General features: G+C 59.4%; 26 protein-coding genes and 1 pseudogene. 14 read left to right on the top strand and 13 right to left on the bottom strand.

Annotated features, from left to right (window positions below; genetic code table 11):
• Positions 1–4: 4 nt before the first annotated feature.
• The 3 genes from AB7535_RS15695 to AB7535_RS15685 form a co-directional block, all read right to left on the bottom strand.
• Complete coding sequence (locus tag AB7535_RS15695) at positions 5–652, bottom strand: CoA transferase subunit A (RefSeq protein ID WP_439036652.1); 648 nt, start codon at positions 650–652, stop codon at positions 5–7.
• A gap of 93 nt (positions 653–745) precedes the next feature.
• Positions 746–1342 carry a hypothetical protein gene (locus tag AB7535_RS15690; protein ID WP_439036651.1) on the bottom strand — a complete coding sequence of 199 codons (597 nt, stop codon included), beginning with the start codon at positions 1340–1342 and terminating at the stop codon, positions 746–748.
• A complete protein-coding gene (locus AB7535_RS15685; RefSeq protein ID WP_439036650.1) occupies positions 1339–2265 on the bottom strand; it encodes an alpha/beta fold hydrolase in 927 nt (308 codons plus the stop codon). Before AB7535_RS15685 ends, AB7535_RS15690 begins: the two co-directional genes overlap by 4 nt.
• Positions 2266–2397: 132 nt before the next feature.
• Between AB7535_RS15685 and AB7535_RS15680 the strand changes: the two genes are divergently transcribed.
• The 8 genes from AB7535_RS15680 (at position 2398) to AB7535_RS15645 (ending at position 9931) form a co-directional block, all read left to right on the top strand.
• Positions 2398–4905: an alpha/beta hydrolase gene (locus AB7535_RS15680; RefSeq protein ID WP_439036649.1), complete on the top strand. Its 2508-nt coding sequence runs from the start codon at positions 2398–2400 to the stop codon at positions 4903–4905.
• Positions 4906–4914: 9 nt separating this feature from the next.
• A complete protein-coding gene (locus tag AB7535_RS15675; protein WP_085401516.1) occupies positions 4915–5778 on the top strand; it encodes an alpha/beta fold hydrolase in 864 nt (287 codons plus the stop codon).
• A 27-nt stretch (positions 5779–5805) separates the two neighbouring features.
• Positions 5806–6156, top strand: coding sequence for a phasin (locus AB7535_RS15670; protein ID WP_071913875.1), 351 nt, complete (start codon positions 5806–5808; stop codon positions 6154–6156).
• 49 nt (positions 6157–6205) lie between these two features.
• Entirely contained in the window at positions 6206–6382 is a 177-nt protein-coding gene (locus tag AB7535_RS15665) for a hypothetical protein (RefSeq protein ID WP_166096581.1), read from the top strand.
• Positions 6383–6398: 16 nt separating this feature from the next.
• The gene (locus AB7535_RS15660; RefSeq protein ID WP_256376406.1) at positions 6399–6533 is read left to right on the top strand and encodes a hypothetical protein; all 135 of its coding nucleotides are present in this window, start codon (positions 6399–6401) and stop codon (positions 6531–6533) included.
• 24 nt (positions 6534–6557) lie between these two features.
• The gene (locus AB7535_RS15655; RefSeq protein ID WP_439036648.1) at positions 6558–7247 is read left to right on the top strand and encodes a MarC family protein; all 690 of its coding nucleotides are present in this window, start codon (positions 6558–6560) and stop codon (positions 7245–7247) included.
• A 674-nt stretch (positions 7248–7921) separates the two neighbouring features.
• A complete protein-coding gene (locus AB7535_RS15650) occupies positions 7922–9535 on the top strand; it encodes an NAD(P)-binding domain-containing protein (protein ID WP_439036647.1) in 1614 nt (537 codons plus the stop codon).
• Positions 9536–9739: 204 nt separating this feature from the next.
• Positions 9740–9931, top strand: coding sequence for a hypothetical protein (locus tag AB7535_RS15645; RefSeq protein WP_063983274.1), 192 nt, complete (start codon positions 9740–9742; stop codon positions 9929–9931).
• Between the two features lie 47 nt (positions 9932–9978).
• On the opposite strand, the gene AB7535_RS15640 is transcribed toward AB7535_RS15645, so the two are convergent.
• The 5 genes from AB7535_RS15640 to AB7535_RS15620 all read right to left on the bottom strand — a co-directional run bounded on the left by AB7535_RS15640 (position 9979) and on the right by AB7535_RS15620 (position 15705).
• Positions 9979–13359: an AAA family ATPase gene (locus tag AB7535_RS15640; RefSeq protein ID WP_439036646.1), complete on the bottom strand. Its 3381-nt coding sequence runs from the start codon at positions 13357–13359 to the stop codon at positions 9979–9981.
• 814 nt (positions 13360–14173) lie between these two features.
• Positions 14174–14434 (bottom strand): DUF3551 domain-containing protein, encoded by a 261-nt coding sequence (locus AB7535_RS15635; protein WP_071917452.1) that lies wholly within the window; start codon positions 14432–14434, stop codon positions 14174–14176.
• A 283-nt stretch (positions 14435–14717) separates the two neighbouring features.
• A complete protein-coding gene (locus AB7535_RS15630; RefSeq protein ID WP_063983276.1) occupies positions 14718–14990 on the bottom strand; it encodes a hypothetical protein in 273 nt (90 codons plus the stop codon).
• A gap of 42 nt (positions 14991–15032) precedes the next feature.
• On the bottom strand, positions 15033–15287 hold the full coding sequence (locus AB7535_RS15625; RefSeq protein ID WP_038937372.1) for a hypothetical protein: 255 nt from the start codon (positions 15285–15287) through the stop codon (positions 15033–15035).
• Positions 15288–15405: 118 nt separating this feature from the next.
• Positions 15406–15705 carry a hypothetical protein gene (locus AB7535_RS15620; RefSeq protein ID WP_439036645.1) on the bottom strand — a complete coding sequence of 100 codons (300 nt, stop codon included), beginning with the start codon at positions 15703–15705 and terminating at the stop codon, positions 15406–15408.
• 195 nt (positions 15706–15900) lie between these two features.
• Between AB7535_RS15620 and AB7535_RS15615 the strand changes: the two genes are divergently transcribed.
• Positions 15901–16251 carry a hypothetical protein gene (locus tag AB7535_RS15615; protein ID WP_439035038.1) on the top strand — a complete coding sequence of 117 codons (351 nt, stop codon included), beginning with the start codon at positions 15901–15903 and terminating at the stop codon, positions 16249–16251.
• A gap of 312 nt (positions 16252–16563) precedes the next feature.
• Here AB7535_RS15615 and AB7535_RS15610 read toward each other — a convergent pair whose 3' ends face one another.
• Both AB7535_RS15610 and AB7535_RS15605 read right to left on the bottom strand, forming a co-directional pair.
• Positions 16564–17178, bottom strand: a complete 615-nt coding sequence (locus tag AB7535_RS15610; protein WP_439036644.1) for a tetratricopeptide repeat protein — start codon at positions 17176–17178, stop codon at positions 16564–16566.
• A gap of 293 nt (positions 17179–17471) precedes the next feature.
• The gene (locus AB7535_RS15605) at positions 17472–17894 is read right to left on the bottom strand and encodes a hypothetical protein (protein WP_439035036.1); all 423 of its coding nucleotides are present in this window, start codon (positions 17892–17894) and stop codon (positions 17472–17474) included.
• Positions 17895–18077: 183 nt separating this feature from the next.
• On the opposite strand from AB7535_RS15605, the gene AB7535_RS15600 reads away from it, so the two are divergent.
• Both AB7535_RS15600 and AB7535_RS15595 read left to right on the top strand, forming a co-directional pair.
• Positions 18078–18287, top strand: coding sequence for a hypothetical protein (locus AB7535_RS15600; protein WP_439036643.1), 210 nt, complete (start codon positions 18078–18080; stop codon positions 18285–18287).
• Between the two features lie 115 nt (positions 18288–18402).
• Positions 18403–18780, top strand: a complete 378-nt coding sequence (locus AB7535_RS15595) for a hypothetical protein (RefSeq protein ID WP_439036642.1) — start codon at positions 18403–18405, stop codon at positions 18778–18780.
• 211 nt (positions 18781–18991) lie between these two features.
• Here AB7535_RS15595 and AB7535_RS15590 read toward each other — a convergent pair whose 3' ends face one another.
• Positions 18992–19144: a DUF1214 domain-containing protein gene (locus AB7535_RS15590; RefSeq protein ID WP_439036641.1), complete on the bottom strand. Its 153-nt coding sequence runs from the start codon at positions 19142–19144 to the stop codon at positions 18992–18994.
• Between the two features lie 118 nt (positions 19145–19262).
• Here AB7535_RS15590 and AB7535_RS15585 point away from each other — a divergent pair.
• Positions 19263–20813 (top strand): annotated as a pseudogene (locus AB7535_RS15585) (winged helix-turn-helix domain-containing tetratricopeptide repeat protein).
• Between the two features lie 156 nt (positions 20814–20969).
• Here AB7535_RS15585 and AB7535_RS15580 read toward each other — a convergent pair.
• Complete coding sequence (locus AB7535_RS15580) at positions 20970–21140, bottom strand: hypothetical protein (RefSeq protein WP_439035031.1); 171 nt, start codon at positions 21138–21140, stop codon at positions 20970–20972.
• A complete protein-coding gene (locus tag AB7535_RS15575; protein ID WP_439035030.1) occupies positions 21137–21481 on the bottom strand; it encodes a hypothetical protein in 345 nt (114 codons plus the stop codon). The genes AB7535_RS15580 and AB7535_RS15575 overlap by 4 nt, the downstream gene beginning before the upstream one ends.
• A gap of 291 nt (positions 21482–21772) precedes the next feature.
• Here AB7535_RS15575 and AB7535_RS15570 point away from each other — a divergent pair, with 291 nt between their 5' ends.
• Both AB7535_RS15570 and AB7535_RS15565 read left to right on the top strand, forming a co-directional pair.
• Complete coding sequence (locus AB7535_RS15570) at positions 21773–22045, top strand: hypothetical protein (RefSeq protein ID WP_439035029.1); 273 nt, start codon at positions 21773–21775, stop codon at positions 22043–22045.
• 1126 nt (positions 22046–23171) lie between these two features.
• On the top strand, positions 23172–23615 hold the full coding sequence (locus tag AB7535_RS15565) for a hypothetical protein (protein ID WP_439035028.1): 444 nt from the start codon (positions 23172–23174) through the stop codon (positions 23613–23615).
• The last annotated feature ends 263 nt before the right edge of the window (positions 23616–23878 follow it).

Raw genomic sequence — 23878 nt, 5'->3', positions numbered from 1 at the left:
GATCTCACCCGTTGGTAATGAGGTAATCGACGAGCGGCGCCGGGGTCACGACGTGATCGGGCGCGATGACACCGACGGGCACGATATTCTCTGCAGTGACGATGACCGTGTCGGCAGCCATCGCCATGATCGGGTTGAAGTTGCGGGAGGTCAGAGCGTAAGCGAGATTGCCGAGATAGTCGGCGAGAAACGCGTGAACCAGCGCGTACTGCGCCCGCAATGCCGTCTCCAGCAGGAACGGCTTGCCATCCACCTCGATCTGACGCTTGCCTTCGGCAACCAGCGTTCCGACGCCCGTCGGCGTCAGCACGCCGCCGAGGCCACATCCGCCGGCGCGGATGCGTTCGACGAAGGTGCCTTGCGGCACGAGATCGACGGCGATCTGGTTCGCGAGCATCTGCTGCTGCGCCTTCGGATTGAGGCCGATATGCGTTGCCGTCAGCCTTGAGACCAGCGCAGCGTCGAACAGCTTGCCGACGCCTTTGCCGGGAGTAGCGGCGTCATTGCAGATCAGAGACAGGCCGGTCTTGTTCTGCCGCACGAGTTCGTCAAGCAGGCGCTCCGGGGTTCCGACGCCCATAAAGCCGCCGACCATGACGCTCGCACCGGCCGGGATCATCGCAACGGCTTCTTCGACGGAAACGGCCTTCATGGGCGGAACTCCGGTCGGCAGGCGCAAGTGAATACTGGATCGATGTTGGGGGCGGGCAGACTCTCGGCTTTGATCTGCGTCAAGGTTGCCGGGTCATTCGCGCAGGCCAACGCCGACGCCTGCAAGGGTCTCGTGCCAGAGCCTGCGCACCTCGGCGTGCCGCCGTTCGAGCGTCGCGCTGACGGCATCCCGGAAAGGTAGGAGGTCCGGGCCCTTCAGGAACAGAATCTGCGCCTGCAACAGCCGGCCGCTTTCGAACTCGATGCGGCGCAGCGCCATCACGAAGGGATCGTTCGCGTTCGCTTCCGTCGGCAGCAGGGCCGCCGGCCGGATCCCGGCATGGACCGCATGTGCGAGCGTCGCGAGGTGAATGGTCTGCGCGCGGGTGTGGTCGGCGATGCCTTCGATGGGGGCGGGGAGCCAGGCCATCTCCCAGGATGCCGCCATGGGGCCCAGCGCGAGGTCCGGGACCCAGGCGGTCGCGCGCATGAGAAGCGAGACGATCTCGCTCTCGCGATAGAACTGCGCGTGCAATTCGGTCTGCCAGGCGGCATCGAATCTCGCGGGCAGGGCGACCGCGAATTGCCGTGCCAGCGCACCATGCGCAGAAACCAGGAACGCGGCGACCCGCGTCTGCTGGTGCGGCGGCACGCGCCCGTCGGCTTGCAGCGGTCCGAAGAACGCGCTCATGTTGCTGGCCTCTGCACCGGGATCGCGCGCAGATGGTCATAGCCGGCGGGAAACGGCGAAAAGTCTCCGCCGGCATCTTCCGGCGCGATCAAGACCTGCTTGTTGCCCTGCCAGCGGCCAGCCAACACGTCCTCGGCGAAGCGCGCCAACAGGTCGGCAGTTAGTGCAGCCTTTTCGAGCGTGAAGGCGTGATAGGCCCTCGGGATGATGACGAGCGCACTGTCGGGAATCTCCACACGCAACGTCTCGTGCAGCGCCCGCGGCGTGAGGAAGTCGAACTCGCCGTTCAGGATCATGGTCGGGACGGATATTGAGGAGAGCTGCGGCGTCAGCGGCTTGAAGTCGAGGAAAGACTCCATCAGGTTCTGAAGGGCGTAGACGTCGTTGACCAGCCAGCCCCGCCGCTTCACGTTGTCGAGCTTGTCCAGCAGCGGCTTCAGCCACTGGTCGGACAGGTTCATCGGCAGCAGCAGATCCTGGAGGTAGCCGGTTCCGCCCAGGATGAGGCCGGTGCGCAAGGCGTTGCCGATCAGAAGCAGTTGTGGTGAAAGCTCGGCAAAGCAGCTCATCGGTACAAGGCCCGACAGCCGCGCGCCATGCTCGATGGCATAGCGCAGCGCGATCAAGCCACCGAAACTGATGCCACTGAGGAAGACCGGACTGTCTCCAAGTTCGCCGATCAGGCGATGCAGCACGGCGATGTGGTCGTCCTGATCGATGAACAGCGCGGGCTTGTCGGAGACGCCCTGGCCGAGCAGGTCGAAGGTAGCGACCCGGAACCGCCGTGCGATCAGCGTGTCGCGATACGTGCCCCAAAGCTCGGAATACTGCGTGAGACCGTTGACGAGCACATAGGCAGGCGCATTCGCCGGTCCGTCGAGCTCATAGCGGATACGATATGAGCCATGAGTGAGGAAGGGCATTGCGGAGACCGGCCAGCGTGACGATGACCACGATCCTCAACGCAGGCTCAAGGATTCCATTGAGCTAAATCAAACCTCAGGAGGAGGTCCAGCCTAGCGTTCGCGCAAAATACCGCCAGTAGGGAGTTCGTCATGAACGGGAGAAGCGCACTCAAGCGTTGCTTCGTCAGCCTGATCCTGTTGCTGCTCGGCACCGCGCTCGCGGTCGCCCAGCCGTTCACGCGGCGCTCGTCGCAGATGCAGCATGACGGGCTCAAAAAGACCTATGAGATCGCGAACTTCCGGCTTGGCGGCAAGTACGACCTGGCCAATCCCTCCAAATGGGAGAATGGCGGCGAGGGCGGCGTGACGCTGGAATCGCTCGGGGCAGGCAAGCTGCGTACCGGATACATCGCGATCGGCAACGCGCGGCGCAATGCCGCCGGTGAGATCACCAACGCGGTCGTGATCAATTCCTATTATTCCGGCGATTCCACCGATATGTACGAACAGTGGGTCAAGGGCGCGGCCCTGTCGGGCGGCGTCCCGATCATCGGCCCCGGACGGCCGATCGACACCGACCGCTACTACGTCATCATGGTCGACCCGCTCGGGACGTGGGGCGCCAGCAAACCGTCCGACGGCCTCGGCATCAAGTTTCCGCAGTACAGCTACTACGACATGGTGCAGGCGAACTACCGCCTGCTGCGCGACGAGTTGAAGGTCGCGCGCGTCGCGCTTGTCACGGGCGTCTCCATGGGCGGCACCCAGACCTATGTGTGGGGGGTCATGCATCCCGAATATATCGGCGCGCTGATGCCGATCGGCGGCACCACGCAGTCGGACGGTGAAGACCCCGTCGGCAACTGGACCTTCCAGATGATGACGGCCGCGATCGAGGGCGATCCGGTCTGGCAGGCGACCAAGGGCGACTACTACAATCTGCCCAAGGAGAAGCACCCTATGCCGGGTGTGGCGTTCGGTTGGTCGATTCTGGGCATGACGGGCTACGACTTCGGCTTCCGCACGACCCAGAACTGGGCCGCGGTCCAGCCCGAGATATTCTACTGGGATCCGCCGAACGAGAAGGCCGGTCTGAGTGTCACCAACCGTGCCAAGCTCTATGACGCCGTCGATCTCGTCTGGCGCAACCGGGTCGGTGAGACCCACAACATCAATCCATATCTCGGCCGCATCCAGTCGCGCACACTGGTGATGCACATCACCAACGACCTCTGGCTGAACTTCAAGCTGGCGCAGAAGGCCGTAGATCGCGTGCCGGGCGCGGACCTGATCGCGCAGGAGAGCCCGGTCGCACATTACGGCGTGTTCCCAATCATCAACCAGCGCAAGAACGATCCGAAGTTCGTCGCCTTCATGGACGACGTCGCGGCTCTCGATCGTGCGAGGATGTTCGTCGACAAGAATTATCGTGTGCCGGGCGTCGCCGAAAACATCGATCCGAGCAAGTCCTTTTGGAAGGACTTCGTGACCTATCCCTATCCGGTCAAATACGCCAACGCCAAGGACAAGATCGGCAACACCTGGCAGATCGGTTACATGGATGAGTATGCCGGCACCGACAAGGATCCCAAGGTCCTCGTCATCATCCACGGCAAGGGCGCATTCGGCGGGCACTATGGCAACATCATGCAATATGCGCTGCGGAGTGGCTTGCGTGTGATCGTGCCGGACTTGCCGAACTACGGCATGTCCGGGCCCGGTAATCTCGATAAGAGCCCGGCGCGCACCATGCAGGATATGCGCGAGGTCATCTACGATCTCGTCGTAAACCAGCTTGGCGTCAAGAAAGCCTATTATCTCGGCCACTCGCTGGGCGGTCAGTTCGTCACGGGGTACGCCCTGACCTGGCCGGATGCGGTGCAGGGCCTCGCGCTCGAAGCACCATCCGGGCTCGAGGAATACCCGCGCGACATTACGATCGCGAAAGACAAGAAGGCACCTCTGTTCCAACCGGGACTCGGTCGCGACTTCGACAAGTGGAAGCAGATCTGGGACCAGACCGGCATCCTGGCGGCGGAGAAGGCTCGCGACGAGCAGGGCATTCGCGACTTCTTCTATTTCAAGAAGCGCGACCCCGACACCGGCGTGGTGTCGGCGGCCAAGAGCGGCTACTTCTTCAGCGACAGCGAATATGCGCGCTTCCATACCGAGCAGCGCGTCGGGCTTACAAAGGGCAATCCCAAGGAGCTCGAACAGTGGTGCAACGTCTTCATCTTCGACATCTACACGATCGGGGCCGAGCTCCAGCAGGATGATCCGAAGAACCTTTACGAGCGGGTTACCCAGATCAAGGCGCCGATCTTCCTCGCTTTCGGTGACAAGGAGCCGTTCATCCCGACGCCGGCTTTCAACGGGCTGACCGATCTCGGACGCGACGTCATCACGCCGTTCATGACGCGCATGACCAATGCGGGCAACCGGCCGATTCTGAAAATCTATCCGGAGACCGGGCACTTCATCCATACCGACAATCCGGTGGAATATTCCGCCGACGTCGTGGACTTCGTCACGAAAGGAACGGTCGACACCTCATCGCCCCTCGGCACAGATCGCATGATCAAGGGTTCCGTGGTATCCGCCCTGCCAGTGGCGCCGACACCTCCCGGTGCGGCACCAACCGCCGGTCTCAACAAATAGGATCGGTCTATGCCACGGGTGCAGGCGGGTGAAATCGAGCTTGGCTGGCGGGAGTGGGGCCGAGGCGAAGTGACCGTCGTCTTCATCCATGGCAATCTCGCCAGCAAGGACTGGATCGAGCTGGCTGCGCCCTTGTTTCCAACGGGCCTGCGCGTCATCGCCATCGACTGGCGCGGCTGCGGGGACAGCGACCGGCCGAAGCCTGCCGCCGATTATTCGAACTACTCCATGCAGCAGCATGCCGAGGACATGCTGGCGGCACTCGATATGCTCGACATCGGTTATTGCCATCTCGCGACGCATTCGACCGGCGGCATCATCGCTGCCCGCATGCTCTTGATGCAGCCGCAGCGTTTCGGGCGCGTGTTCGCACTCGATCCGGTGACGCCGCTCGGCATGGCTTTCAATGCCGATCAAATCGGCCTGTTTCGGGCGATGATGGCGAGCAAGGACCTGACACGGACGATCATGGCGACGGCGGCGTCCTCGCTGTTCGTGCCCGAGAGCATGGCGCCGAACGCCGTGCCTCGATTTCGGGAGGGATTGAAGGACATCCAGGCGTTATTCGACCGCATCATCGAGCAGACCTTTGGCGTCTCCGAGGGCATCTGGATCGGGACGCCGGTCAACCTCACGAAGGAAAGAGAGAGCAGAGAGCTCGAGCGCCGCATGCCGGAGCTGAAGCATCCGCATCTGGTGCTATGGGGCGAATGGGACGGCTGGATTCTGCCAGCCGATCTTCACGTCATGGCCGATGCGATGCCGGATTGCCGTCTCGTGATCGTGCCTCGCGTCGGGCACTCGATGAATCTCGAAGTACCCGCGCTCTACGCCGGCTATTTCGGCGCCTGGTTCGGTGGACTTACCGCGTAACTGCTAACACCTGAAGGGAGAGACGTCATGGCAGAGATCAATCTATCGGCAGATAACGTCCGTGCGGCGCTGACCGAGGCGCTTGGCCGCCTGCGCAAGGCCAACGCGGACTATTTCGAGATGCTGGAGAAGGGGATCAGTTCGTCGCCTCTGCCGATCGCGAACCAGGCGAAGGAGTTTTGCAGTTTCATGCAGCGCAATGTCACAGCGACCCTGGACCTCAGCGACAAGCTGATCCATGCCAAGGATGTCCAGGACGCGCTCAAGCTTCAAGCCGATTTCTTCCAGGAGCAGATGCGGGCCCTGACCGACCAGACCAAGACCATGGGTGAGGCGGCGATGAAGGCGGCCGGCGGCATGTTCAGTCCGAAGAGCTGAGACTGCAACCACGGTACTGACAGACGCGGTAGCGTCAGAAAGGTCTGGTATGGCCGAGACCAACAAGCTTTCTGTCGAAAAGGCACTCCAGAAGTTGCTTCGCGACGAACCCTTGGAAACGGCGAGCGAGCAACGAGACGAAAAAGCCGAGGCGCTCAGGGAGGAGATCAAGCGCATGCGCGCGCAGAGATCGCGTCTTGAGCGATCACCCGGCAAGGACAAGTGAGATCCGGTATCATCGGATGATGCCCCGGTTTTTCGTCGGCATGCTGGCCCGTGTCGCCAACAGCTGGTCGGTGGCCGTGCTGTTCGAGGTTCTGCGCAAGACGCTCGACAATCTGGCCGATTTCAAAGCGCCCGGCTTCACATGCCCGTAAGCCGAAGAGCGGAGCGGGCGCAGCATGCGTGATATCGCCACATCGGGGCTCGTTGCCGATTTCCTGTTCGGCTTCGGCGCGCTGTTCGCGATCATCAATCCCTACGGACTGGCCTTCATCTTCCTCGACAAGACGAGAGGTCTTTCTGAAGACGAGCGCGCGAGCCTTGCGCTACGGGTTGCCGGTTATGCCTTCGTGGTCCTGCTGGTGTCGCTGTTTCTGGGCAGCCAGATCCTCAACTTCTTCGGCGTGACCATCCCGGCGCTTCGGATTGCCGGTGGCCTCGTGGTCGCAGCGACGGGCTGGTCCATGCTCCACGCGCCGTCGGGCCCGGCCGGACCTCACCAGGTCTCGTCCCCAGATCATGCGACCATGAAGCGCATGGCCTTCTTTCCCCTCACAATTCCGCTGACGACCGGGCCGGGAACGATCGCGACAGCTATCGCGATCGGAATCAGCCGGACCAGCAGCCTCGATGCGATGTTCCAGTCATCGATCGTTTCGCTTCTGGTGGCGTTCGCCGTGACTGCCGCGATCTATCACGCCTACCGGAAATCGAGCGCAATGGCGCGTCTGTTCGGCGAGGAGGGCACCAGCGTGGTGACGAAATTGTCAGCTTTCCTGCTGCTCTGCATCGGCGTGCAGATCATCCTCACCGGCGTTTCCGAGGTCGCGCGGTCCATATTGGACAGCGCTTCGCGCGCTATTCAATAGGTGGAAGCACGCCGACCGCACAATCGGCCAATGCGACTCCGAGGTTGGTCCGGTGATGATCAGGTAGAGTCCGTCTCCATCGGCGTTTGGCGCTCTACCTCGAGCGGTTTGAGCCTTCCAGCCATTCCTCAGGAAAAACCGTCCTCTGAACCTACGGTCAAAAGCCGCGGTCAGTGATCTGTCACCGCTCCTCCAAACAACGCTAGCCAAGAAGTTGAACTCATTGCAAATTCTGACGATCCGCGCGGAGCTCGCGTACAATGCTACGGTGACGAGCTACGAATGGACCCTCGCAAATTCGGCACTACGCCGATTGGGCGGGCAGGGGACTTCGTCAGGAACGCGGCTAAGCGTGCCGCTATGAGGCTACCTGATGGGCGAGCTAGCCTGAGTCTTTCAGTCGATTGACGCTCAGATCGTCACCGATAGGCGCGTTGATTGTCGATGTTGCGTGTCTCGCGATCGGAGGCAACTGATGGCTCGATCGTCGAGCGGATCAGAATTTGAGTGAGCGCTAGAACAATAGCCCGCTGTCTTGCGGGCCAAAATCGCTCTGTGCGAAACCCAATGGCGGTCGGGCGGTCGATTTTTCTGCAATCAGACCTGTGGTAATGGGACAGTAAGCCGAATGGCAAAAGTCATTTCTAACAAGAGCGCAGCGGCAGGAATGTCCCATGAGCGTCTCCCAACTCACGAAGCGCGTTCGACGCGAGCTTACTTATTTGGACTATCCGGCTCGGGAGTGGACCGTCCCGCGATTTATGGACGGAGTGCCGGTTTTGGACGTGCTGGTTGTCGGCGCTGGACAGAGCGGACTGGGTATCGCGTTCGGCTTGAGGCTTGAGCGCATAGCAAACTTCAGGATCATCGATCGTTGCCAGCGCGGTTTCGAAGGACCTTGGCGCAGTTTCGCTCGGATGGAACGGTTGCGGACTCCGAAGGAGGTGACTGGGATTGATTTCGGTGTCCCGAGTCTAACGGTGCGGGCGTGGTACGAGGAAAAATTTGGGCGGCGAGCATGGGGTCGCATAGATACCGTCCCTCGGGAGGTGTGGCGCTCGTATCTGGATTGGTACCGAGACGTCCTGGACCTCCCGGTTGAGAACGAGGTCGAACTAATGTTGATTGAGCCGGCGGATGGCATCTTCCTTGCCCATCTCCGTCGTTCCGAAGGAATTGAGCGGGTGTATGCAAGAAAGATCATTCTTGCGACAGGCTTTGAGGGAAGTGGCAGGTGGGGCGCTCCTAAGTCTCTGGTCGCCCATTTGTCGGCAGATCTTTACGCACATTCGGCCGATGATATCGATTTTCGCAAGCTTGCAGGAAAACGCATTGGTATCCTTGGTGCCGGGGCATCCGCCTTTGACAACGCAGCTCTCGCACTTGAGGCGGGCGCCGCGCGAGTAGACCTTTGCTTCCGCCGTTCGGAGATGCCGCGGGTCAACCCACTCACTTGGATGAATTTTGCCGGTATGTTGGGCCACTTCGGCGATCTGACGGACCTGGACCGCTGGCGATTCATGCGTCACATTCTTGAGGAGCTTCCGGTCCCGCCTACACAGGACGCTTTTTGGCGATGCCGCGAGTTTGAGAATTTCGCCTGGCACCCCGACTGCGGATGGAGTTTCATCGACGAAGCTTGCGGTATTGCAAGTGTTCGAAGCAGCAATCGTAGATTCGAATTCGACTTCATGATTTTTGCGAGCGGCGTTGAGGCGGATCTCTCGGCGCGTCCCGAGCTCGCCCTATTCTTTGAACAAATAGCCCTTTGGCGCGACCGCTTCACGCCTCCATCGGGCGAGGAAAGCGAGGCCCTCGCGCGCTATCCCTATTTGGGCCAAGCCTTTGAATTCACGGAGCGGCACCGCGGCACTGCTCCGTTTCTGCGAGGGCTACACAACTTTACATTCGGAGCGATGCTGAGCCATGGAATATCAGGAGCGGCCATCACGGGGATAAAATATGGAGTGCGGCGGCTCGTAAATGGCATCGCGCGTGATCTGTTTTGCGAGGAGTCGGCAACTTATTACCGAGATCTGCTTTCATACCAGACGCCTGAGTTGCGCACCTTGGACAGTGCATTTGTCTGGTTGAGCCAGCTTGGCAGTGACGCCACTGATTTCGAGAGCTTCGCCAATCAGCTGGATCAACGCCAGTTTGCCACGCTCCGCGCCTTGTTGCAGCGATCAAGGCCCCATGAGAAATCTCCGACTGTAAGGTCTTCCCGACTCGGTCGCACGAAGCGCACCTCGCGACCGGCGCGGCTCAAGAACAAAAAGCGGAAGTGAAATAACGACGGCGTGGTAGCGCGATGTCAGTTGATACCGCTTTATCTCGCGCTCACCACGAGGGCCCGTAGGTCGGAAGGCCGATCGAGTATTTCTGGAAGAAATGCCGTTTGACTATAGGTCGATGATATTGGAGAATATTTGTTTCACTGCCTTGCACATATTGATCACGGCCTAACGACCACCACCATCGGGAGGTAAGCAATGGCCTTCATCGCGTTTACGAAGGTGATCGATTTTACGACATTGACCGCCGAGCAGCGAAGACAACTCAAGAGCATTCTTGGAAAGCGCGAGAAGCAGCTCAAGAAGGCAATCAAGGATGTCGAGAGCGCCCTTAGCAAACTTGAACGAACAGGTGGCAAGTCCGGAAAGCGGGCGAAGGGCAGGCGTTGATCGGACGCTGATCAATTTACGTCAGGCATGATGTTGAGCGGTGTTGGTCAACAGCTGCCACGCTTTGGCTCATCTTTCATTCCTGAAACTGAGCGTAGTTCGTCCACGAGATTTCTCGCGTCTGTCAGATCGGGTGTATCCCGACCTTCGGTGAACCAAGTGTATATAGGCTCTAAGAGGGACCAAGCCTCGAAATATCTGCCTTCGTTACTCCAATGCCGCGCGAGACAGATCGAGGCACGCAACTCCCACCAGCGAGCTTGTTGTTGCCGCGCAATCGCCACGGCTCGCTGCAGTGCGGCCTCTGCCTGGTCACGCCTGCCGAGTTTTAGGTTGATGTTGCCCCGAAGACGATACAACTCGGCCTCAAAGAATCTCTCCCCTGTTGTTTCGGCCAGCTGGACGCCTTCGTCCAGCAGGCGCAGTCCAACTTCAAGCTCTCCGAGCTGGGCATGAGCGAAGGCGAGATGGCCCAAATAGAGAGTGCGGCGGCACCGTTCAGAGTTTTGGTAAGTTGCCGTCAAAGCGCCGCGCATCAGTTCGATCCCGACTTGAAGATCCCCTCCTTGGGCTAATAGCGCTCCGCGGAAAAAACGTGCTCTTCGTTCAATTGCCGCAAATTCATGCTCGATGCTGAGCGATATCGCTTCGTCGGCGTGAGCCAAAGCGCGCTTTGCGTCGCCGCCGATTGTGCCCAGAACGACTATGTTCCCCAGGGCCAGGGCCGTCGTAAAGCTTTGTTCCCTCGTTCGAGCAAGAGTTTCAGTACGCTCGACGATTGTTGTAGACTGTTTAGGATAGCCAAGGACCAATAGCGTCGTCGAGAGCCACGCTAGGCTGTTCACCGCGTCATCGACTCCGAAGCGGCGATAGGTCGATATCGTGGCTGGATTGGTTGAGCACAGTGCGAGGGCGCGATCGAGGTGTTCGCGTGCGTCGGCGAAGGCACCCGTGAGATGCAATGATTGTCCAATAAAGCGCGTGGCTAGGACGGCCACGCCGGGATGATCATGCTCTGCGGCCAACGCGAGGCCGTACCGGGCATCCTCCAGCGCTGAGCTATACTCCGCGCGCACACTGTGGGCTAGGTAGCTGCCCCACAGGATCGTCATCCGTTCTTCTAGGCTGACACTTTCGCCTAGCAGCGTGCGAGCCCGTGAGAAGACCCGCGACGTTTCAGCCGCGGCATCGCCCTCAGTTGCGGCGACTGCAGGACCAAGGGCCAGATAGAAATCCAGTTCTTTGCGATCGCGTTGCGGCGAGCTGAGCAGTTGCTGGGTCAGCTCCATTCCTCTCGTGAGATGTTTTACAGCCTCGGCATTGGAGGAGCGCCCGAGCGCGCGCTTTCCGGCCTTGAGCCAATAGTCCGTAGCCTTCTCAAGCATGCCGGCTTCGGTGAAATGGTGCGCAAGGATTTCAGGGTCGTTCACGACGGCATCCTGGAAGCCTTCCTCTAGCACGCGCGCTATTTGCGCATGGAGTTGCCGCCGCCGTGTCTTCAGCAGGCTCTGATAAGCCGCATCCCTCACCAATGCGTGTTTGAAGCTATAAATGGCATCCGGCAGGTCACCTTCGCGGAAAATAAGCCCGGCCTCCTCGAGTTCGGAGAGGGAATGCTGCAACCGTGTTTCCTCTCGAGCGACCACAGCCCGCATCAAGGAATAAGAAAATTCGCGACCGATGGTGGCGCCAATCTGGGCGATCTCCTTCACCGAATGCAGGCGGTCGAGCCGCGCCATCAGGGAGTCGTGAAGGGTTTCCGGGATGGCAAAGGGCGGTAACGGTCCCCCGAGCTGATAGCGATCCTGGCATTCGATCAGAATGCCAGCTTCGAGGACAGCCTTGGTGAGTTCCTCCACGAAGAGCGGATTTCCGTCAGTCTTTGTTACGATCTGCTTCATCACGTCGATCGGAAGCGCTCGGCCATTGGCCACCTGCGTGGCAACACCTTTGACATCATCTGGGTTGAGCCGTCCGAGGACCAGGCTTCCGACATTCGCAAGACCGGTCCAGGGAGGCTCGAACTCTGGTCGAAAGGTAACCAGCGCAAGGATAGACAACTGTCGGGCTCGCTCTACGATGAGGTCGAGCAATTCGAGGGTGGTGTCGTCGGCCCACTGAACATCTTCGATGAGCAACAGGATGGGCTGTTTGCGAGAACGGCTCTCGAATTGATCGAGCAGCGCGGCAAGTGTGCGGCGACGCTGCTGGGCGGGGCTTAGCTGCGGTTTTGGATAACGGCTCGCGAATGGGATCGATAGCAGCTCAGCAAAAAGTGGTACTACCGTCTGAACTTGCGGTGCGCTCAACGAGAGGAGTGCCTCCAGCTTGTCAAGCCGCGTCTCGACGGGATCGTCCGCCTTAAATCCGGCACTCCTTTCCAACTGCTCGACCACGGGATGAAGTGCGCTGTTGGCGTGGTAAGGCGAGCACTGATAACGGAAATGCACGTGTGGTTGATGCTTAGCTGCACGTTCAGCCAGAGCCGCTGCTAAGCGCGATTTCCCGATACCCGGCTCGCCTGAGATGAGAACGATCTGGCCTTCGCCCGTGCGAGCCAAACGTTGACGTTCCAACAAGAACTCCAACTCGGAATCGCGGCCGATGACAGGGGCGAGTTCTGTCGGACGCACCGCCTCAAAGCGGCTCTCGGAAGCCGAGACGCCCTGGACGGCCCACGCGCTCACCGGCTCGCTAATGCCTTTGAGGTGGTGGGCGCCAAGGTCGCGAAGACTAAAGATATCGCCAAGGAGACGACGGGTGGAGTCTGCGACGACCACGGTGTTCGGCTCGACCAAGGCTTGCACGCGAGCCGCGATATTGGGAGCGCCCCCAACCACGGAGTGCTCCCGAAGTTTGCCTTCGCCGCCCAGGTCACCGACTACCACCATGCCGGTAGCGATACCGATACGCACCGCGAGCGGTTCTCCAGCGCGGGTTTCAAGCCGTGCGACAGCAGCAATGATATCGAGCGCAGCTCTTACAGTTCGTTCGGGATCGTCCTCGTGCGCAATGGGATAGCCGAAATACGCAAGAATGCCGTCTCCGCGAAAGTCGGCGAGAAAGCCGTCATAGGAGCGCGTGATACGAGCACAAGCAGCGTGATAGGCATCGATGACGGCGCCCATATCTTCCGGGTCAAGGCGTGCCGTCAGGGCGGTCGAATCGACCAAGTCACAGATCATTACCGTGAGGTGGCGCCGTTCCGCGTATTGCGCAATTGCAGCATTCACGACAGTGGAGGGAAGGCTGGAGGGAAGCGCACTGATCGCATTCACGAGGCGTTTCCGGTCGCCGAGTGGGATGCCAACCTTTTCGAAGTCAACTTCTGTCAATTGCGGCAACACATCGCAATCTATGGCGTTCGCGATGAACAGGGACTCATGTCGTCCTAGGCCCAAACTTTTCAGCCAAGTCCCGATTTCCATGGCAGGACCCTTGTGTGTACGAACAGCTTCAGCGCATCAGAGCCGAATATTTGCTCGTCCTACTTAATTCTATTGGAAGCCATTCAAACGAACAGTTCGGCATGACCGCACCGACAATAGCATGCTGTCGGGTCCGGACATGTGAACAGCCTCGCAATTCGCAGCATCCAAATACCTGCGGAAACGCGCGAGCGCTTCCGGTTCGCGATGATGGTTGCGACCTGGGCGGCCCGTGAAATTGAGCGGACGATACGTCCGTGAAGCCAGGCCCGCCGGCTCACGCGGGCGGCCTACTTCGCGATCCGATATTTCCTGGCCGCCTTGCGCCTTGGTGGTGTATCCGGCGTACGCTGCTTTCCGAGGTCTCAAACAGAGGCAGGAGATAATGTCGGCTACAGAAATCCTAAAGAGCGCGCTCGCGCTAGCCCTTTCTACTGCGGCGACAACAACGACGCTCGCAACCGCCCAAGAAGCGACATTTTCAGAAGGCGAGCGACTTGGCCTTGCGGCGTGTTTGTCCAAATGCCCCGATAACGACAAGGCGTGCAACAATCGATGTATCTCGAGTTCTCAAACCAAGGGCCGTGTGTGGGGCGACGATGTGCGCGCTTGCATTAGGGGTTGCCGGGTAGGCACCCAAATGAAAGATCAGATATTTGGTTGTATAACGGGCTGCCGTCTTGATCGGATCGTCCGATAGAAGCGCGGTGGTAGCGTCGACACAAGCCGCTAGGGATTGCGGTACCGAAACGCAGGCGGCCCAAGCAGCAACCCGCCGGTTCACGCTGGCGGGCTGAGCGTCTCTCGCAATGCCCTAGTAGGCGCGGCGGCCGTGCCGCCGATAAGCTGCGGGGTTTTCCACGCCCGCGAAGTATGGATTAATGGCGCACTCTGCGGCGCGGCCCGATGCCGAAGCATTGCACTGAGGCAGCGATGTGTAGCTGCAATCGTAATAGTTGGCCCCCGCGCGGTAAACGTGCAGGCAAACCGGAAAGGCCGGATTATACGTCTGAGCTGCCGCCGGCTCTGTTGATGCCATCCCGATTGCCAAAATCGCCAAGGCCGGAGTACGCATTGGAACCTCCATTCGGACATTGAGAACGCGCGCGAAGCTCCACGAGCCAGTACTTCGATCGTACCCCGCGGAGGTCGCGACTGCGCCTGACGATCGCTACCAGCCCGCTGGTCACGCTGGCGGGCCGTCCCTTCTAAACTTCATTGCGATCGGTTCCGTTCCAGATCTGGAACTATACTGCTTTGGGCACAAGTGGACAGAACTGATTGCCGGTTTTTCCTATGCTCATGACCACCTGGCGACCCCATTACCGCCAAGGTAGCCTCCAAACGGCCCCGGCAACTTAGTCTTTTGCTGGGGCCGCTTTTGCGCTGGTGTCGATCAGCCGGACATAGGTCCCGCTCTCGTGCAGCTCGAGCCAGCCCTTCTCAACTGCATGCTTGATGCCGGCGCCGAACTCCAACCCGGTGGCCTTGAGCGTGTAGAGAAACGGAGCATTGAGCTTTTCGATGTGAATGCGACCGTCCTGGACAGCTTCAATGGTCTTCGCGAGCTCGACCAGTTTGCGGGCGGCGGCTTCAGGAGCGGCAAAGGCACGTTCGGCGGCGAGTTTCATGCAGATCGACTACCCGATTCTTCGTCCCCAGGCCGTACTGCTTCACCCGCACTTGTGGTTTTTGGCGTGCAGCGCGGTTCGGTCGCCGGTCATCTCACCGACGTAGTCGTCAATGGCGCTCATCAGCTTCTCGCGGTCGGCACGGCGATCCTTCCTGCCAAAGATGAGGTAGTGGCGAAGCCGGCCGAGTTCGGCCAGGTCGGCTGCTACCGCCTCGGCCCGCACTTCTTCCGCGCGCTGACGCATGCGCTCTTGGTGCCAAGCTCTCGCCGCCGCTCTGTTCTCTGCCTTGGTCATGACGCCATCGAACCGCGGCGCAGGCGAGAGTCAAATTATCGATTCCTAGCGGCGCGGAATGCTCGCGAGCTACTGCCGGTCGTGGGTGTGGATAGATGCGCGACGCCATCGCTGTGATTCAAGGACCGTCTTGTCGCTCCTTCGATGCATCGCGTCGAAACACGACAGTCCATCGCGACGTCGGAAAGCTGATGAGATCGGCGGCGGCATCAGTGTTGGGATCGGGCGTCGCCTCGTCCGAACTGCGACAAATCGACTCGATCTCACCGCGACGCTTACGGCGCCACCAAGCGACGATTGTACGTTCGATTGTGCGCTGAAGCGAAAACCACGGGCTAACTAATTGATTTTGTTGATGTTTTGGCGGAAGGGGTGTCTTGTCAACTGTATTGATTTCTAACGCCTTTTCCGTGCGCACCTCACGCCTTCTACGGTCGTGTCTACGGAGTGCAGCCTCGTTCGCGCCTGGGCGATTGCAGAATCCGGCCGGCGTGACGAAGGTCTTGCGGACTTTGATGCGGGGCTTGAGGATTTCCGGCGCATAAGTGCGGGGCTACGTATTCCGCACCATCTCGGCTTGCTCGCCGCGCTTCGTCGCAAGGCTGGAAACGCCATGGCCGGGCTTCGGGTCATCGACGAAGCGGTCGCACTTGCGGACGCAAGTCTCGAGAGCTGGTGCGCCGTCGAACTTCACCGGGAGCGCGATGAACTGCTGTTGCTCGCAGCCGGGGCGGAGGCCGAAAATCAAGCGGACGCGGAGTTCGAGGCTGCGATTGAAATTGCCGCGGCCCAGGGAGCAAGGCTGCCCGAGCTTCGCGCAAGCGTTGCGCGCGCCAGACTTCAAGCGGCACGCGGCATGCGGCGAGAGGCGCGCAACGCTCTTGTGCCGATCTACAGCTGGTTCAGCGAGGGCTTGGAAACACGCGATCTCGTGGAAGCTCGCAAGTTGCTGGCAGACTTGTGACCAAGTTGACGCATTAACCACTCGATCTGGGTTCCGGACAAGACAGAGCATCTCGCAGGCTGACTTTGGGGTCAAAGGGCTACCAAGGCCGAACCGACCGGTTTAGACCACCGGGCAAAGCGGACAACCTGCAGACACGCCACTTCTACTGTGGGTCACAAGCGGCGGTGAACGCCGGTGCTGCCCATCGTCTGCTCCACCTTCCACAGCCGACATCTCAATGGCTTGAACGCTGTTCGGCTTGGGGCCATGAACAGACATAGCCTCACCCGTCGCGTTAGCGCCGAGCTCTGACCGCCGCTGCAAGGCGTCCTAATAAACCAGGCTAGTGCCGGGCGGTTTCTCTAGCGCGGCGGCCAACGACCGGTACTCCTCGCAGCCAGTCCCGCAAATCGCCGCGATCCGACTCAAATGATATTGCGCTTGATCGCGGTTGCCCTGCTCGAGCTGCCATAGACCGTAATATTGCCAGGTCAGCACATGGTTCGGATCGGCCTTCAGCGCGCGCTCATACCAGAGCTGCGACTGCCTGTAGTCGCCGAGCTTGCGAAATGAGTAGCCGATGAGGTTGGCCACATTCGGGTGATCGTCGTGGCCGAGCGTCTTCAACTGCTCAATCGCAGAGGCATAGTCGGTGCGGTCGTAGACCGCCGAATAAGCTGCGCGGTACCCATGGGCAAAGGCGGGGTCGTCGAACAGGGACTGCTTGGCTTTTTTGGCCTTGGGCGCGTGGTTGGCCTTGTTGCCCGACCGCTTCGGGTATGACGAAGGCGGATAAGCGGAGCGTTGCCCCGTCCCGCTATAGTCTGCCTCACTGCCACCTGGCTCAGTGCCCGGGGCCGCAACAGCCGGAGTGACCGAGAACGCAGCGATCAGCGCAATCGAACACGTTGCCAGCGTCACAATCCTGATCATCAAGTTGGCCATAGGAACCTCCTGCAAGCTACGCCTTCGAGCTCCCAATCCAGCCGAACATGTTAACTCCGGCTTACCTCAAACATTCCTGGAAAGGTATTTAGAAAAACGAGATTTGGTGTGACAGCAATGTTGTCTTATCAGCCAATCAATGTCCGCAGCGGGTCACACGCTGGCGTCGCGACCATATTGACCTTGGTCCGTTCGCACCCCGCAAGCCGACGTCAGGGCGTAGAAACAGAGAGGCAGCTAAGGGGACATGAGCCGACCTCGCTCCAATCAAGCGGCGATACTTGTCAGGCTCCTTAACGGCCGTAGGGGAAGCAGCGGTTGCGATCGAGTGTGAGACCGAAATGCGCTCCCAGTGCAGCGATGGCCGCGTCCTGCTGAGGATAAGGATCGGCATTGGATGCGGCAACGATGATGATCCGGAACCCGCCGCGATCTTTGCCACCCGGTGGCAGCATCGCTGTAGTTAGTGCATTGCCCTCCCTGTCGCGCAGCGTGAGGAAAAGCGGCATCTCTCGCTGTACATGGGCCTCGAGGCCGATGTCGCGCTCGATCGCGTTGGGCCGCTCGGGACGCCAGGACTGGACTGCCTTCTCCCGCTCGCGGCGGAAATATTTCTCAACTGTGTGGCCCATCAGGCGCGACTCATACATCGCTTCACCTTCCGTCTCGATACGGAACCAGGTCTTGCCCTTCGGCGCGTCGCAAACATACTGCATTTCGCCCGTCCTGCGATCGCCGCAATTCTGGGGCGGTGGGCCTGCAAAGCCAATATGAGACTAGCTCCAGTGTATAGCGCTGCACGATCAGAGGGGCTAAGAGTATTTGATTGGACGTTGAAGTTCTAGTGAGCCCGAACAATACTAGGTCGACCGGAACAATCCTCTTCAAGGAGCGTCCCGATGCCTGACGTAAGGGAAAAGCAACGCGAGGTCCGCCGGAAGATCATTCGCCAATGGGCGAAGCTTCCGAAGGATAAACGGCAGTCTATGGAGGGGATTTCTGAATTCGCCAGGGCCGCCGCTCAGCAAAACGAGAACGCATTCGTCCCCAGTCGTCGCGATCCATATCAGAAGATCATGGGATGGCTATTGCCGCGTGCCCATCTCTGAACGACTGAGTCCTCTGCGCATTCTTCGAAGGCGACACCGAAATTTCGGCAAAGTCATCGAATGTCCTGCCGTGTCCGCTCCCCCGGCAGGGCCGTCACAAAGCGACGAGATAACTTTGAAGCTGAAAGCAACAATCATCGTCGTAGCGCTGCTAGCTGCAACGGCTGCACATGCCGAGACGATCGATCTGAAATGCTGGGCGCGGGGCCTTACGGGCGGCGAGCGCAACTCGGTCTACATAAATGGGGAACAGGTCACCGTTAATCTGGACGAGGGGACGATGCACTCTCGGACATTCGGAAGCAATTTGGCCGTCCACGTGACGGATACGCACTTGTTCTTTGAGACGGCGCTTACGCTCGGCAACATTTGGAAACATCTGTTCGACCCGACCGCTGTCTGGCAAGGTTTCATCAACCGCGTCGACGGCACGCTTAAGGGGCATAAACGCGACGGTACTGTCATCAGCGGGCACTGCCAGCTGGTCGGCTGAACCTGCCCATGTCGCAGATGGGTCACATGGGCGCTTCGCGGCGATCTTCGTCCTTGGTCCGCTCGCCCCCCGCAAGCCGACGTCAGCGCGTGGAAACGGAAGCAGCTAAGGGCCAATCGCGACATCAAGCACCATTTTCACGTGACCCTTTCAATATCCGGCAACTTCCGGCTCTTGTCCATGATCGCCTTTCCGGGCCGTACACACGAAATTACGGCAACCACTTCTGACCGGCAGGGGTGTAAAGCCAGTTGGACTGCTGACCCGCGGGCGGCTCAGGGCCGATGTAAATGTCCACGGACCCGTCGGCGTTCTCCGCAACTCCTTGTCGAGCGAACCGCGCGTGAGGCGCGACGAGGGCCAAGGGCGGACAAGACAATCCGAGTCGCGGTCGTAATTCGATGACCCTCGTTGCTTACATTTTTCTGAATGTAAGCTATTCTTGCTCGTCAGGCGTAAAGGGGGCAAGGGAGGGCGGAAGATTGCGCTATCTCTTTGAGGAATACACATTTGACACCAGCCGACGCGAGTTGCGTCGGGGGATGGAGTTGGTATCTGTCGCGCCGCAAGTATTTGACTTGCTCGAATTGTTGATCTGCGCGCGCGAGCGAGTCGTTAGCAAAGACGAACTCGTCGCTACCGTTTGGAAAGGGCGCATCGTTTCGGATGCGGCGCTAACGACCCGGCTAAATGCTGCGCGGAGCGCTGTTGGCGATACGGGCCAGAAACAACGGCTGATTAAGACGCTGCAGCGCAAGGGCTTTCGCTTCATTGGCGCTGTGCGGGAAACACCCACCGTTGAATTGAACTAGTTCAGCGACGCAAACGTCACCGCCGCACCTTTCAATTGTTGTGTTGCCTTTCGCTAATCTCAGCGGTGATCCCGAACAAGATTACTTCGTTGACGGTGTTACCGAAAGCCTGACCACAGACCTGTCGCGTATTAGGCGATCGTTCGTCATCGGTAGGCACACTGCATTCACCTACAAAGGCAAGGTTATCGATCTCAGGCAGATCGGCTTGGAGTTGAACATCCGTTATGTGGTCGAAGGATCGGTTCAGCGTAGCGGCGACCGACTGCGGGTAAACGTTCAGCTCGTAAATGCCGAAAATAGCTCACATCTATGGTCCGATCGTTTCGACAAGTCCGTTGCCGACTTGTTGGATCTGCAAGACGAGATTGTATCAAGACTCGCTAATGCGCTGAACGCGCAACTCATTGAGGCTGAGGCGCGGAGGGCCGAAAACACTCCGCATCCGGATTCAATGGATCTGTATCTTCAAGGTCGCTATTGGTGGAACAAAGGACTTACGTCTGAATATTTGCGGCCGGCTCGTCATTTTTTTGAGCGTGCATTGTCGATTGATCCAGGAAATGTCGATGCGATGGTGTGGATGGCGACGGTCGACACGGTAACTGCTTGCGCCTTGTTGACCGACGCTTACCATCAGCTCTTTGTTGCGGCAGAGACCATATTGCTGAAAGCGCTGTCTCTTGCGCCGAATCATTCTTGGGCTCACGTAAATTTGGGGACTGTGCTCGTCTATACGAATCGCGTGGCCGAAGGCGTGGCCGAGTGCGAGCGGGCGTTGGCGTTAGATCGCAATTTGGCTATAGCGCACGGAGTTATGGGTATCGCAAAGCTGTTCGGTGGTGGTGGCGCAGACACGGAGGGCCACATCAATCAGGCGCTACGTCTATCTCCTCACGATATCTTCGCTTTTGCCTGGATGGGCGACGTAGGCTTCTCCAAAGTGCAGCTCGGAGCAGAAGCTGAGGCCGTCACTTGGTTTCGTCGCGGACTCGAAACGAATCGAAATTATGCTTTTGCACATTTTGGACTGGCTGCCGCGCTTGCGCTTCTTGGCAATTTGCCCGAGGCGCAAGCTGCCGCGAAAGCTGGACTTGCACTTGATCCCACGTTCTCTATTCGTCGTTTTAAGAGTTTTTCGGTAAGCGATAATCCGGTGTTCCTGGCTGGCGCCAACGTACCATAAGAGGGCTGTATATAGCCGGCGTGCCGAAGGAGTGATGTCGCAGTTGGGTCAAAAGCCGTAAGCTTCAGTTTGAGCAAATGCTTTCCGGTTTGCGCCTCAAAGCAGACGCCGCCGGTCAAGACCGAGGCCGTACATCCGCGCCGCTGCCTTGCCGAGCTGGGTGCGATTGCAGAAGAAATGATGGTGGCCCGCTACGGGTCTAAGCGGACTTTTAGGATGGCGCGCTCGACCCGCTTGGCAAGATCGAGCGAGAGGCGCGGCGGCAGGTAGGTCAACCTGTTGGCCTTCTTCCATTCTTCGACGACGCCGATGGCAAGGCCGAGGGTCGTGCCATCATCAGGCTTCGGAGTTGGCAATGTCATGATGACTTGTCCTCGTCGAGGTCCACGTCTCCTATGAGCGGCCCGCTGACGCCATTACGTTCATCTCTCGCGATATGCTGCCCGATTGCCCTGGCCAGCGCCAACCATTGTTCACGGTGGCTAGGATGATCAAGACTACGCGGGTCGCTCGGCGGTACGTTGCTGCTGATGGCGATCATGGGGTCGCCCTTGCGTTTCAGCGTCGGCCTGACCTGCTCGAAGCATGCTGGGTGCCACTCGCCATGGACAGACTCTCCCTTTTTGTAGGAGACGGTAATGCTGATCACATCCGCGTCTTGCACTCGGCAGTGCGCGCAGGTGAATAGCGGAACCTTTCTCATACTCTTACTCCGCCGATGCCTCAACTTTGGTGGCGGACACGAGCGAAATTTCGCTCGCGGAAACTGGCCCCGGCGCCGGGGATATAGGGGGTTGTTTGTACGCCGGGGCCAGTGCTCTCCGCCGTCGAATCGTGCTATTGGAGGTAGAACATCCTGGGCGGCAAGCTCACTGATGGTGGAGACATCGCGCTCCTGGGCAAGTGCAGTTTGTGCCAAGCGATGTTGCGCTCACGGAAAGCCGTGTGCCGATGGTGAATTCACTGGAACCGCGAAATTCGTAGGTCGGAAAAAATGGCGCGCTGGAAGCAGGATTGGACCGCAGAGGAAATCGAAAAGCTTAGGACGTTGGCGGGCACGATGCCGCTGACGCAGATCGCCGCCGCTCTGTTCTCTGCCTTGGTCATGACGCCATCGAACCGCAGCGCTGGCGTGAGTCAAATTATCCCAGCGGCGCGGGATGCTCGCGAGGTACTGCCGGTCGTGGGTGTGGAAAAGCAGGTCCGGCCGCCGGTTCACGCTGGCGGGCCTAATTTCGATAATGACGTGATTTTAGATCGGCTCTAAACTCGTTCCTGCTTCGGAGCGAGGCGGTGTTTTGGAGCGGGATCATGCGAGAGTTTCGCGCATACTTGATTGACGGCGAGGGGCACATAACGTTTCGAATCGACCTTGACGTGCATGACGAGGAGGAGGCTCGGGAGCGAGCCAAATTGCTTGTAGACGAGCACGCGGTTGAGCTTTGGGGGGGCGCAACCAGACTCGATAGATTTGAGCCGATCAGCAGGCACTAAGGCCATCTCAGATGGCGGTCGGTTTCAAGCTTACCCTTGAGTGCGTTAGCCCTGGACGGCGAGCAACGCTCTGATCCACGCTACCTTCTCTTTGGCGCTGCTGGGTCCCTCTATGGCCTTCCGGATATCGTCGACCAGGCCCTCCAGTCGCAGTCGATGCGCGCGATCAACTTCGCGGCGACGGGCATCTGCAATCTCATCAAGAGCAACCATGCGGCGAGTATTGCTGAAAATTCCCGTTGCGTCAAAGCGCCGTTCGTCACTACGGGGTACAGCCGCACCGTAAGACCGTAGATTGGGGGCGGGTAGAGCGCTTTGGGAGCCTTGGAGACCTGTCTCGATCGCTCGTAAGACGCATCTGTGAGGCGACGCTCGAGCACGGCAAGAGAGCCAGTGAACGGGTCGGGAGAGCTCAGATAGGATGCATAACGAGCCCTTTGAAGAGGCTCGAGCCAAACACTCGTCCCCGTCGATTGTCTGGTTCGGGTCACTTTGCAGACATGGCAGGAGAGGGCGCTAAGGTCCGCGAAGAGCCACTTCCGGACTCTTGCATCGCGGCAATTATACCAGCGGTCAGAAGAGCTGACCGGTGAGCGTATGATGGATGAGCCGCCACCGAGACTCAACGCCGACTAAGCAAGCTGCGTAGGCTGATCGGGAGGCTGCGCGGGTGACGCCCGCAGCGACCGCCAGCCCGTTAGTATCCGCGGCGATATGCTCGTCGCGCAGTCCTTCGACCGACGCCTGCAACGCTCGTCGCAGTTAGCGGCCGTCCTACTCGGGCATCAGCGCGGTCAAGGGATAGCACCACGTTCTTTTGAGGGGACCACTGAAACGAGAAGGGCGCCGCCGCCAATAACGCGCCTCCAACGATAATCGCAAGCACACTGAGCTTTTTCATGATCGGTCTCCATGTTGATATCGCGGCGTTATTGGCATGGCGGCCCCAAATACCGGTGATGCGAGAAAGCACCGCCAAAAGCGGAGAAGGACGCCATCATCGCAGGGAGCGCTATCAGGCCAAACGCGGTCGCCAATCCGAGAGAAGAAAGAGCCTTTCGCCGAGAGATCATGAGATCCTCCTCAAGCTCTCCCCCACAAGTATAAACCAACTCAGTCGCCTTGGGTTGATCTACATCAGTGTGGACGGAGCGAGTGGGCGGCCGAATGATTATTCAGTAGCACTGACCTGTCTTGCGAAAGGATGCTTCGGCGCGGTGGCGCAGTGCAAGCATGTGTGTCGATGGATGTCCCGACATGATGACGTGGTCGAGGTCGAGCTGAAGCGCGCGCGACGGCGCGACCGTCGAAGGATGGCGGATGTGCGCGCTTCCGTCCAATGACATAGATCAAGACGAGGACGGGCAGAGCGAGTAAACTTCTAATCTTGGGGCAGTCCAGTGAGGGAGGCAGTCATGATCTCTCGACGGAAGCTTCTTTCTTCTTTCGGCTTGGCGACTGCAATTGCCGCGTTCCCGACCGTGCTGATGGTCCCTGACGCGGAGGCGCAGACCGCTGGCATGGAAAGGCGTCAAGATCGACGTGAGGGGCGCCACGAGCGCCGCGAGGATCGCCGTGACGCGCGCCAAGTGCGCCGCGAGGGTCG

Origin of the sequence: Bradyrhizobium sp. 956_D2_N1_4, assembly GCF_052076025.1 — a bacterium.
Taxonomy (GTDB): Bacteria; Pseudomonadota; Alphaproteobacteria; order Rhizobiales; family Xanthobacteraceae; genus Bradyrhizobium; species Bradyrhizobium barranii.
The sequence above is the reverse complement of the archived record's forward strand: the minus strand, read 5'-3'. Positions and strand labels throughout refer to the sequence as shown.

Excerpts from the sequence above, each read along its gene's own strand:
- AB7535_RS15570 (WP_439035029.1), top strand. The coding sequence starts at position 21,773 with ATGGCGCGCTGGAAGCAGGATTGGACCGCAGAGGAAATCGAAAAGCTT.
- AB7535_RS15680 (WP_439036649.1), top strand. The coding sequence starts at position 2,398 with ATGAACGGGAGAAGCGCACTCAAGCGTTGCTTCGTCAGCCTGATCCTG.
- AB7535_RS15685 (WP_439036650.1), bottom strand. The coding sequence starts at position 2,265 with ATGCCCTTCCTCACTCATGGCTCATATCGTATCCGCTATGAGCTCGAC.
- AB7535_RS15605 (WP_439035036.1), bottom strand. The coding sequence starts at position 17,894 with ATGCAGTATGTTTGCGACGCGCCGAAGGGCAAGACCTGGTTCCGTATC.
- AB7535_RS15565 (WP_439035028.1), top strand. The coding sequence starts at position 23,172 with ATGATCGGTCTCCATGTTGATATCGCGGCGTTATTGGCATGGCGGCCC.
- AB7535_RS15660 (WP_256376406.1), top strand. The coding sequence starts at position 6,399 with ATGATGCCCCGGTTTTTCGTCGGCATGCTGGCCCGTGTCGCCAACAGC.
- AB7535_RS15630 (WP_063983276.1), bottom strand. The coding sequence starts at position 14,990 with ATGAAACTCGCCGCCGAACGTGCCTTTGCCGCTCCTGAAGCCGCCGCC.
- AB7535_RS15625 (WP_038937372.1), bottom strand. The coding sequence starts at position 15,287 with ATGACCAAGGCAGAGAACAGAGCGGCGGCGAGAGCTTGGCACCAAGAG.
- AB7535_RS15610 (WP_439036644.1), bottom strand. The coding sequence starts at position 17,178 with ATGGCCAACTTGATGATCAGGATTGTGACGCTGGCAACGTGTTCGATT.
- AB7535_RS15650 (WP_439036647.1), top strand. The coding sequence starts at position 7,922 with ATGAGCGTCTCCCAACTCACGAAGCGCGTTCGACGCGAGCTTACTTAT.
- AB7535_RS15675 (WP_085401516.1), top strand. The coding sequence starts at position 4,915 with ATGCCACGGGTGCAGGCGGGTGAAATCGAGCTTGGCTGGCGGGAGTGG.
- AB7535_RS15695 (WP_439036652.1), bottom strand. The coding sequence starts at position 652 with ATGAAGGCCGTTTCCGTCGAAGAAGCCGTTGCGATGATCCCGGCCGGT.
- AB7535_RS15655 (WP_439036648.1), top strand. The coding sequence starts at position 6,558 with ATGCGTGATATCGCCACATCGGGGCTCGTTGCCGATTTCCTGTTCGGC.
- AB7535_RS15575 (WP_439035030.1), bottom strand. The coding sequence starts at position 21,481 with ATGAGAAAGGTTCCGCTATTCACCTGCGCGCACTGCCGAGTGCAAGAC.
- AB7535_RS15580 (WP_439035031.1), bottom strand. The coding sequence starts at position 21,140 with ATGACATTGCCAACTCCGAAGCCTGATGATGGCACGACCCTCGGCCTT.
- AB7535_RS15665 (WP_166096581.1), top strand. The coding sequence starts at position 6,206 with ATGGCCGAGACCAACAAGCTTTCTGTCGAAAAGGCACTCCAGAAGTTG.
- AB7535_RS15635 (WP_071917452.1), bottom strand. The coding sequence starts at position 14,434 with ATGCGTACTCCGGCCTTGGCGATTTTGGCAATCGGGATGGCATCAACA.
- AB7535_RS15690 (WP_439036651.1), bottom strand. The coding sequence starts at position 1,342 with ATGAGCGCGTTCTTCGGACCGCTGCAAGCCGACGGGCGCGTGCCGCCG.
- AB7535_RS15600 (WP_439036643.1), top strand. The coding sequence starts at position 18,078 with ATGCCTGACGTAAGGGAAAAGCAACGCGAGGTCCGCCGGAAGATCATT.
- AB7535_RS15615 (WP_439035038.1), top strand. The coding sequence starts at position 15,901 with ATGGCCGGGCTTCGGGTCATCGACGAAGCGGTCGCACTTGCGGACGCA.
- AB7535_RS15640 (WP_439036646.1), bottom strand. The coding sequence starts at position 13,359 with ATGGAAATCGGGACTTGGCTGAAAAGTTTGGGCCTAGGACGACATGAG.
- AB7535_RS15645 (WP_063983274.1), top strand. The coding sequence starts at position 9,740 with ATGGCCTTCATCGCGTTTACGAAGGTGATCGATTTTACGACATTGACC.
- AB7535_RS15670 (WP_071913875.1), top strand. The coding sequence starts at position 5,806 with ATGGCAGAGATCAATCTATCGGCAGATAACGTCCGTGCGGCGCTGACC.